We start from the raw sequence: 9033 nt of genomic DNA, 5'->3' as shown, positions 1-9033 counted from the left end.
CCGCGTTAACAGCCAGGCCTGATAGCTGATCTCCTGTTCGGTGAGAATCTTGTCGGAGAACCTCGGCAAATAGCCTTCCCGCACGAACCGTTTGTACAGACGCAGGCCCATGGCGTGATAGGTGCGAATCTCCGGCGTCGCCAGTCCGAGGTTGCGGGTCACCTCTTGCAGTTTGCGCTGAAAATCCACCCGGGCACTGCGGTTGAACATCAGCACCAGCATGCGATTGGGGTCGTGCCCCTGCTGGAGCAGGTAGCGAATGCGCCAGGCCAGGGTGGAGGTTTTACCACTGCCGGCCACGGCGGTAATCACCGAATGCTCGAAGCCGGCGGTGATGATCGCCCGCTGCTCTTCCGTCAGGAAATCCGGAAGATCGGCGCTGTCAGTAGTTGGGGAAGATGTCATGGCCGGTATTGTACCGGCGTTTTCAAGTCGGTACACAAAGTGGTTTTGGCGCGCGCATCCGGGTGGGGGGGTCTGTTAGAATATACGGTATGAATATTCCTGTTTCGTCTACTCGTCCGGTGTTTGATAATGCTAAATCATCCTCTGCCCTTGTTGTTGAAGGCGGTGCGATGCGGGGTATTTTTGCCGCCGGTGTGCTTGATGCTTTCCTTGAACATCAATACCAGCCCTTTCGCCGCGCCTACGGGGTTTCTGCGGGTTCCACCAACCTGATCGGGTATTTATCCGGAGACCTTGGCCGAAACCGGAAAATCATTACCGGGCATGCCTGCCGGGCGGACTTTATAGACTGGAAGCGTTTTGCGAAAGGCGGGCATTTATGTGATGTGCGCTGGCTTTGGCAGCAGTCGTTTGCTGATGTGCCGCTTAGCCTGGAAACGTATCTGACGGGTGGTACTGAACTCTGGGTGACCACAACCTCGGCGCTGACAGGGCAGCCCCGCTATTTCCGCATCGACGAACACAATATGCACGATGTGTTCACCGCTTCCTGCTCGCTACCCATTGCCTACCGTGACTACCCGGAGGTTGATGGCGAGCCGATGACGGATGGTGGTTTTGCCGATTCAATACCGGTGATCAAGGCTTATGAGGATGGTGCCAGAGACATTACCGTGGTGCTTTCACGCCCTCCCGGTTACCGCAAGAAGCCGCCAAGGTTTAAATTTGTGCCGAAACGTCTGTTCAGGGCCTACCCGGCACTGGCGGAGGCCTCAATGCGCAGGGCAAACCAATACAACGCCTCGCTCGCGTTTATCGAAAATCCGCCAGCAGATTGCACCATCCGGATGATTGCACCGCCTGAAAACTTCGCGGTTGGACGACTGACGCGAAAGCCAGATCTCCTCGATCAGGGTTATCAGGACGGTCATCGGGCGGGCCTGATCTATCTGGACGATCTGAGCCCGCTCCAGACCTGAGTGATTCAGATCACTCTTGGGTAAACGCCCTGCACACCGTCTTTCGACAGTACCCACTGCCATAACTGGATGTCACGGGCTCGGAAGGCTCCGGCACAGGACAGCAAATAATAGCGCCACATCCGATAAAAGCGTTCGCCCAGCTCGCCCTGAAAGCGTGGCCATGCCTTTTCGAAGTTCTCATGCCAGGCCATCAGCGTTTTATCGTAATCAGCACCAAAGTTGTGCAGATCTTCCACCACAAATAAGTTGTCTACCGCATCGCCTATCTGGCCGATTGAAGGCAACTCACCGTTCGGGAAAATGTACTTGTCGATCCAGGGGTCCGGGTAAGAATTGCGAAGATTTTTGCCGATGGTATGCAGCAGAAACAACCCACCCGGGTTCAGGCAGCGATGCGCCACTTCCATGAAGGTGCGGTAGTTTTTGGGTCCGACGTGTTCAAACATGCCAACACTGGCGATCCGGTCAAACTTTTCATCCACTTCCCGGTAATCCATCAGTCGGAAATCCAGAGCGAGGTGAGGGTATGTCGCCTTGGCCCAGTCAGCCTGTTCTTGCGAAATGGTTACGCCAACCGCTTCCACCCCGTAGTGTTCCGCTGCGTACGCCATCAGGCTGCCCCAACCACAACCGATGTCCAGCAGGCGCATGCCTGGCTGCAAATCCAATTTCTGGCAAATCAGATCCAGCTTGGCCGCCTGCGCCTCTTCCAGGTTGTTGGCATCTTTCCAGTAGCCGCAGGTGTAGGTCATGCGGGAATCAAGCATGGCACCGTAGAATTCGTTCCCGAGGTCATAGTGTGCCTCGCCCACGTCCCAGGCGCGCTTTCTGGTCTGCCGGTTCAGGTATTTGGCTTTGATAATGTGAGGGAGGATTTTGGAAGGTTTGATCTGGTCGGGCAATTTGGCGGCGAGCAGATTACAGAAGAACTGGTCCAGCTCGTCGACATCCCAGGCACCGTCCATATAGGCTTCACCGAAACCCAGGTTGGCCTGCGCAAAGACGGCTTCCGGCACGCCGTGGGCATTAAACCGGATGTCCCATGGCCGTGAGCCACTAATCTGGATGTCCGCTTTGGCAAGCAGCTCTGCTGCCAGTTGATGCGTTTTGTTCGCGGGATCAAAAAACGCAACTCGAGAGGTTTTATCGTTCATCATTGACCATTCTCATACGTTAGAAATGATAGTGGTTGATGAGCCTTGCAGGAAAAGCCGCGAGTACGGCACCTGCAAGGCGCAACAGTAGGGGCATTGAAAATGCCGAAGAGGGCCCGCCTTTTACCGAAGTATAACCAAGGGTTTTTTGGCGGTTTCGAGCATTTTAGCGGTGGTGCTGCCTACCAGGAACTGGCGAATGCGAGAGTGACCGTAGGCACCCATGATCAGCACATCGATATCGTGTTCTTCCTGGTAGGTGTGCAGGGTTTCCTCAACATCTCCACCGCGAATGGCAAGATGAACCTGCATGCCCTGAGACGCCAGTGCCTGTTCTGCCCGTTTTAGCTGCGCCCTGTGCTCTTCGGTATCGGCCCCGACCATCACCAGGTGCATGGGCATGCCCTTGAACACCGGAGTGCCCGCCAGCAGCTCGATGCTGCGAAACGCGGTGGCGCTGCCATCGAACGCCAGCATGGCGCTGCGCGGTTCTGCAAACTCATCCGGCACCAAAAGCACCGGGCGGTGGATGCTGCGGATCACCGTTTCCAGCTGGCTGCCAATGTGGCGACCCACCGCCGTACTGCTCTCGCCCTGCAGCCCCAGCACAAACAGTCGGGACTCGGGCTCAAGCTCCACCAGGGAGTTGGCCAGGTTGTTGTGGCGCTGGCGCTTGTGCACATTCTCCAGGCCTGCGGCCAACACACGCTTTTCCGCTTCATCCAGCAGGTGGTGGCCGTGTTTCAGGGCCAGTTTGCTGCGCTCCCGATCCAGATTGACCAGCTCTTCCTGAAGATGTTCGCGGCTACCCAGGCCGATGCTTCCGGTCATGTCAGTCTTGGCCGGGTATTTTTCTTCATCGAGCGCATGCAGCAGCGTCAGGGGGTCGCCCATCCGGCGGCTGGCCCAGGCTGCGTAGTCGCAGACACCCAGGGCCGATTTGGAAGCATCGATGCAGGCTATAACGTGAAGAGGCTTTTGGGCCTCACTGTCTTGCTTATCAATCGTCATCGCTTCTACTCCGTTAGTGGGCCATCAAACGTTCTACGGCATCAGGCTTATCGTGAACACCGAATCTGTCCACAATGGTGGCGCTGGCTTCGTTGAGACCAAGGACCTCAACCTCCGCGCCTTCGCGACGGAATTTCACAACCGCCTTGTCGAGCGCAGCAACTGCCGTGATATCCCAGAAGTGCGCGCGGCTCACATCGATGACAACGTTATCCACCGCTTCTTTGAAATCAAAGGATTCCGTGAATTTCTCGGAAGAAGTAAAGAACACCTGACCGATCACAGTGTAGGTGCGCGTTTCTGTTGCCTCTTCATAATTCGAGGTAATGAGCATGTACTGCCCGACTTTGTTGGCAAAGAACAGCGCCGCAAGCAGCACGCCTGCCAACACACCGAATGCCAGGTTGTGAGTGGCCACAACGACTACCACGGTCACCACCATCACGATGTTGGTAGAGAGCGGATGTTCTTTGAGGTTCTTGATAGAGCCCCAACTGAAGGTACCAATCGCCACCATGATCATCACCGCCACCAGAGCAGCCATCGGAATCTGCACCAGCCACTTATCCAGCACCAGAACCATCAGCAGCAGGAAAACACCGGCCGCAAGACTGGACATTCGGGTACGGCCACCGGATTTGATGTTGATGATGGACTGGCCAATCATCGCACAGCCTGCCATGCCGCCAATCAAACCGGAGGTGACGTTGGCAAGGCCCTGCCCCTTACACTCACGGTTACGATCGCTCTTGGTATCGGTGAGGTCATCAACAATGGTTGCCGTCATCATGGATTCCAGCAAACCCACCACGGTCAACGCGACTGCGTAGGGCAGGATGATCATCAGGGTTTCCAAGTTCAGAGGCACCTCCGGCCACAGGAAGATCGGCAGGGTATCTGGCAGGTCGCCCATATCGCCAACGGTGCGAATATCCATATTCAGATACATGGCAATGCCGGTCAGCACTACAATGCAAATCAGCGGTGACGGCAGGATCTTGCCAATCACAGGAATCAGCGGGAACAGGTATATAATGCCCAGCCCACCGGCCGTCATGGCATAAACGTGCCAGGTGACGTTGGTCAGCTCCGGAAGCTGTGCCATGAAGATAAGAATCGCCAGCGCATTCACAAAACCGGTCACCACCGAGCGGGAAACAAAACGCATCAGTGCGCCCAGTTTCAGATAGCCCGCAATGATCTGTAGCACGCCCGTAAGCAAGGTTGCGGCCAGCAGATATTCCAGCCCGTGCTCTTTGACCAGAACAACCATCAGCAGCGCCATCGCACCGGTTGCGCCGGAAATCATACCTGCGCGCCCACCGACAAAAGCGATAACAACCGCGATGCAGAATGAGGCATAAAGGCCGACTTTCGGGTCTACGCCGGCAATGATGGAAAAAGCGATGGCCTCGGGAATGAGCGCCAGGGCCACCACGATACCGGCGAGCAGATCGCCGCGGATATTGGAAAACCAGTTCGTTCGTATACTGCTAAGCATATTCAGTTAATCCGGTTAAAGGTTAAAAAAATGGTCAAAGCGCCGTTGTGGGCCGCGGCCCGCGCTATTTTTTATTGTTGAATACTTACAAAAACTACAAAAACTGGATAACAGACCACAGGCCGACACCGCCGAGTACGAAAGTGTAAGGCAGTGCCATGACAACCATGCGTCCGTAAGACAGGCGAACTAGCGGCGCAATGGCAGACGTCAACAGGAACAGGAAGGCCGCCTGGCCGTTCGGCGTCGCGACACTGGGCAGGTTGGTCCCGGTGTTGATGGCGACTGCCAGGTCCTGGAAATGAGCCTGGCTGATGGCACCGGCGTCCAGTGCCATTTTGATTTCACTGATGTACACCGTGGCCACAAACACGTTGTCACTGATCATCGACAGCAGGCCGTTGGCCACGAAAAACATGGCGGGCTGCTGAGCCTCGGGTTGCGCCAGCACAAAATCAATCACAGGTGTAAACAGATGCTGTTCGTGAATCACCGCGACCACGGCGAAGAACACCACCAGCAGCGAGGTAAAGGGCAGGGATTCCTGGAACGCTTTGCCGATCTGGTGTTCATCGGTCACGCCGGTAAAGGCGGTGATCAGTATGATCACCAGAAGGCCGATCAGGCCAACTTCGGCAATATGGAACGCCAACCCGATCACCAGAATGACGGCGGCCGCGGCTTGCACCCAGAGTGCGGCCTGGTCGGCTTTGGTCCGTTTTTTGCGCTCGTTGTCTGCGAATTCTTCCAGTACCCGCCTGACCGGCTTAGGTAGGCGGGCTCCGTAGCCAAACCAGCGCAGTTTCTCCAGCAGCCAGCAGGTGATCAGACCGGCGAACAGCACCGGTATGCTGACCGGGGCCATGCGGTGGAAAAATTCCGCAAAATCCCAACCCACCACTTTGGCAATCAGCAGGTTCTGGGGTTCGCCCACCATGGTGGCAACGCCGCCCAGTGCGGTGCCGATGGCACCGTGCATCAGCAAACTGCGCAGAAAGGCGCGAAATTGCACCAGGTCTTCCCGGTGCAGTTCGATGACATGCTCATCACTCTGGGCGTTGTGGTTCGCGTGCTGATAACCGCGACCAGAAGCTACCTTGTGGTAGACCGAGTAAAAACCGACGGCAACGCTGATGATGACGGCGGTAACCGTCAGTGCATCAAGAAACGCAGAAAGTACAGCCGCTGCGGCACAGAACAGCAGTGACAGTGCCGATTTGGATCGCACCCCCACCAGGATCTGGGTGAAGGCCACCAGCAACAGCTGCTTCATGAAGTAAATGCCGGCCACCATGAACATCAGCAGCAGGATGACGGGTAGGTTGACCAGGACTTCCCGGTAGACCGCATCGGGCGTGGCCAGCCCGATCAACAGCGCTTCCACCGCCAACAAACCGCCGGGAAGCAGGGGGTAACATTTCAGGGCCATTGCCAGGGTGAAAATAAACTCGGCAACCAGAAGCCAGCCCGCTGCTACAGGGCTGATCAGCCAGACCACGAGTGGGTTGATTATCAGAAAGAGCAGGATGGTCTGCTTGTACCAGGCCGGCGCATTACCGAGAAAGTTGTGAATGAAACCGGAAATAACTGTTTTTGGCATGGCCAGACAACCGCAATGGCGTGAGCGAAACGTTGAGACAAACGAACCCGTGCTCCGAAATACGGCGCATTGATTTCAGCTATGACACTTGCTCAACAAGGAATCGAGGGCGGGGGGACTCTTGAACGCTAGGGCGGAAGGATCGTCACAGTCTGGTTTCGGTATCTGTTGGTGTCAGTGGGTATCGCTCAAAACAGGGCGCGAAGTCTATCAGAGCTTATTAATAAAAGTAAGCTTTCTAGGTAATATTCCTTAGAACTGTAAATAAGTCCATAAGGGTAACCCTGGCATCGGGCTACACCGGTGCGAGGCACTGCGTAAGGTCGCCGCTGGCGGTCAAGGTGAGCCGGTGCATGGCCCGGGTGCAGCCTACGTAGAGCAGATTCCGGTCCATGTCGGTGTGGTAATTTGCCTCGGTCACCTCCGGCAGCATGACGTGATCAAACTCCAGCCCCTTGGCCAGATGAGCCGTGCATACGATCACACCCGGAGCAAAACTCTGGCTGTCTTCACTGAGCAGTTGTAACCGGGCGTTTTCAGGCTCCAGGGCCTTGTGCAGCTTTTTGGCCTGCTTCTGGGTCTTGCAGATTATACCCAGGGTGTTGAAACGGGAGTCCCCGAACGCGGCAATTCGATCCCTGATTGCGTCCATTTCCTGTTTCCGGGACTTGAAGCGGAGTACTTCCGGCTCCTCACCATAGCGCTCAATGATTTCCAGGTCCGGATTCGGTGAGATCCGCTGGGCAAACCGGGCAATTTCGTAACTGGAGCGGTAGCTTTTGTTCAGGGTCACGCAGGTGGCATCCCGGAAGGCCCCTTTGATGTCGTCCACAGCCGAGGCGCTGTAAGGGTTCACGGACTGGAAGGCATCGCCCAGGATGGTTTTCTTGCAGGAGAACAGGCGGGCCATCACCGCATACTGAATCGGGGTGTAATCCTGCATTTCGTCAATCAGCAGATGCTTCACGTTGCGATACGGTGAGCGGATGCCTTCCAGCCGCATTTTCAGGTAGATCAACGGGAACACATCGGCGTATTCCAACCTGCCGCCTTTGGCGGGGCGGAACAGGTCTGGCTGATCCGCCCACTCGAAAAAACGCTTGTAGGTTTCCCGAAGCGTGGACTGTTTGACCATGCCCTTAATGGCGGCTTTCAGTTCCTTGCGCTGCTCCGGCATCAGGTCGTAGTTGTATTGAATGCCGATTTTCTGTTCGATCTCTTTGGCGACCTGATTGACCCGGGCGGTGGTGTCCAGGTTGCGGTGCTTGCGAAATGTTTCCTCCACCAGCCAGCCCGGTACCAGCCGGCGGGCAATCCACAGGTCCTCTGCCGCAAAACGGTTCTTCTCCACCTCGTCGGCGTAGCGCCCCAGTTGCTTGAGAAAATCCGGGCTGGCCTTGTAGCGCAGGCGGCGCTTCACTTCTTCATCGTTTGTTTCCAGCAATTCCGCCGTTTGCTCAAAGAAGGTCTGGAACCGGTATTGGTCCTGAAGAAGCTCTTTGGCGAGGGTTTCCATGCCAATTTCGTTGACGGTTTCTTCGCCCAGTTCGGGCAGTACGTTGGAGATGTAATCGGCAAATACCCGGTTCGGGGAGATGATCAGGATATCTTCGGACGTCAGCGTGTCTTTGAATCGGTAGAGCAGAAAGGCAATGCGATGAAGGGCAATGGAGGTTTTGCCGGAGCCCGCCACGCCCTGGATGATCAGGGTTTTGGCGTGCTCGTTACGGATGATCGCATTCTGGTCGCGCTGAATGGTGGCGACGATGTTCTTCATGCCATCGTCGGTGGCCCGGCCCAGTTCGTCCTGGAGGACATCGTCCACCACGTTCACCGCGCTGTCGATCATCAGCTCGATCTGGCCGTGGCGGATGCGGAACTGGCGCTTGAGCTGAATATCACCGTTCACCTGGCCTTCGGGTGCGGTGTAACTGGCCGGTCCGGTTTCGTAATCGTAAAACAGGGAGGCAATAGGGGCGCGCCAATCAAACACCACGTTTTCTTTATCAACCTCATCGTAGAAGTGGTGTACACCGATGTAGATGGGGCGAGGTTGGTCGTGGCCCTGTTGGTGAAAGTCAAACCGCCCGAAGTAAGGTGACTGGCGGAGTTTGGCCAACCGCTTGCGTTGGCTGAACACAAATTCACCGGTGGTGACCGCTTGCTGAATGGATTCCCGCGCGGAAATCTTTTCAATGTGGTCCATTTCATCCCGGCTGTTCCACAGGTACTCCTTTTGCGACTGGATGTCTTCCTGGTAGGCCCGGAGCCGCATATCGGCTTCCTGCAAGGCCCGCTCCAGCCGAAACTGCACTGATTCCAGCTGGAGGGATTCTTCACGTTTAGCCGTGGAGGGTTCAGCGTTCACTGTGCTCATGG

At 56.1% G+C, this 9033-nt stretch carries 7 protein-coding genes; 1 reads left to right on the top strand and 6 read right to left on the bottom strand.

The genetic code is table 11. The features are described 5' to 3' along the window. Nucleotides 1-405, bottom strand: a 405-nt coding sequence (locus WD429_RS07420; RefSeq protein WP_368421542.1) for a UvrD-helicase domain-containing protein, incomplete at its 3' end; no start/stop codon positions are given. Between the two features lie 89 nt (nt 406-494). Here WD429_RS07420 and WD429_RS07415 point away from each other — a divergent pair. Next, entirely contained in the window at nt 495-1385 is an 891-nt protein-coding gene (locus WD429_RS07415) for a patatin family protein (RefSeq protein WP_368421541.1), read from the top strand. Nucleotides 1386-1390: 5 nt separating this feature from the next. Here the strand turns inward: WD429_RS07415 and cfa are convergent, their stop codons facing one another. The 5 genes from cfa to WD429_RS07390 form a co-directional block, all read right to left on the bottom strand. Further along, complete coding sequence (gene cfa / locus WD429_RS07410) at nt 1391-2545, bottom strand: cyclopropane fatty acyl phospholipid synthase (RefSeq protein WP_368421540.1); 1155 nt, start codon at nt 2543-2545, stop codon at nt 1391-1393. Nucleotides 2546-2665: 120 nt separating this feature from the next. Beyond that, nucleotides 2666-3553, bottom strand: a complete 888-nt coding sequence (locus WD429_RS07405) for a universal stress protein (protein WP_368421539.1) — start codon at nt 3551-3553, stop codon at nt 2666-2668. A 13-nt stretch (nt 3554-3566) separates the two neighbouring features. Further along, nucleotides 3567-5054, bottom strand: a complete 1488-nt coding sequence (locus WD429_RS07400; protein WP_368421538.1) for a SulP family inorganic anion transporter — start codon at nt 5052-5054, stop codon at nt 3567-3569. 94 nt (nt 5055-5148) lie between these two features. Next, nucleotides 5149-6654, bottom strand: a complete 1506-nt coding sequence (gene nhaB, locus WD429_RS07395) for a sodium/proton antiporter NhaB (protein WP_368421537.1) — start codon at nt 6652-6654, stop codon at nt 5149-5151. A 295-nt stretch (nt 6655-6949) separates the two neighbouring features. Next, the gene (locus tag WD429_RS07390) at nt 6950-9031 is read right to left on the bottom strand and encodes a 3'-5' exonuclease (protein ID WP_368421536.1); all 2082 of its coding nucleotides are present in this window, start codon (nt 9029-9031) and stop codon (nt 6950-6952) included. Nucleotides 9032-9033: the final 2 nt, after the last annotated feature.

The organism is Marinobacter sp., from assembly GCF_040904845.1.
GTDB lineage: Bacteria > Pseudomonadota > Gammaproteobacteria > Pseudomonadales > Oleiphilaceae > Marinobacter.
This window is presented reverse-complemented; position numbering and strand designations above follow the sequence as displayed.

Coding starts and splice junctions, on each gene's coding strand:
- nhaB (WP_368421537.1), bottom strand. CDS start 6,654: ATGCCAAAAACAGTTATTTCCGGTTTCATTCACAACTTTCTCGGTAAT.
- WD429_RS07415 (WP_368421541.1), top strand. CDS start 495: ATGAATATTCCTGTTTCGTCTACTCGTCCGGTGTTTGATAATGCTAAA.
- WD429_RS07400 (WP_368421538.1), bottom strand. CDS start 5,054: ATGCTTAGCAGTATACGAACGAACTGGTTTTCCAATATCCGCGGCGAT.
- WD429_RS07405 (WP_368421539.1), bottom strand. CDS start 3,553: ATGACGATTGATAAGCAAGACAGTGAGGCCCAAAAGCCTCTTCACGTT.
- WD429_RS07390 (WP_368421536.1), bottom strand. CDS start 9,031: ATGAGCACAGTGAACGCTGAACCCTCCACGGCTAAACGTGAAGAATCC.
- cfa (WP_368421540.1), bottom strand. CDS start 2,545: ATGATGAACGATAAAACCTCTCGAGTTGCGTTTTTTGATCCCGCGAAC.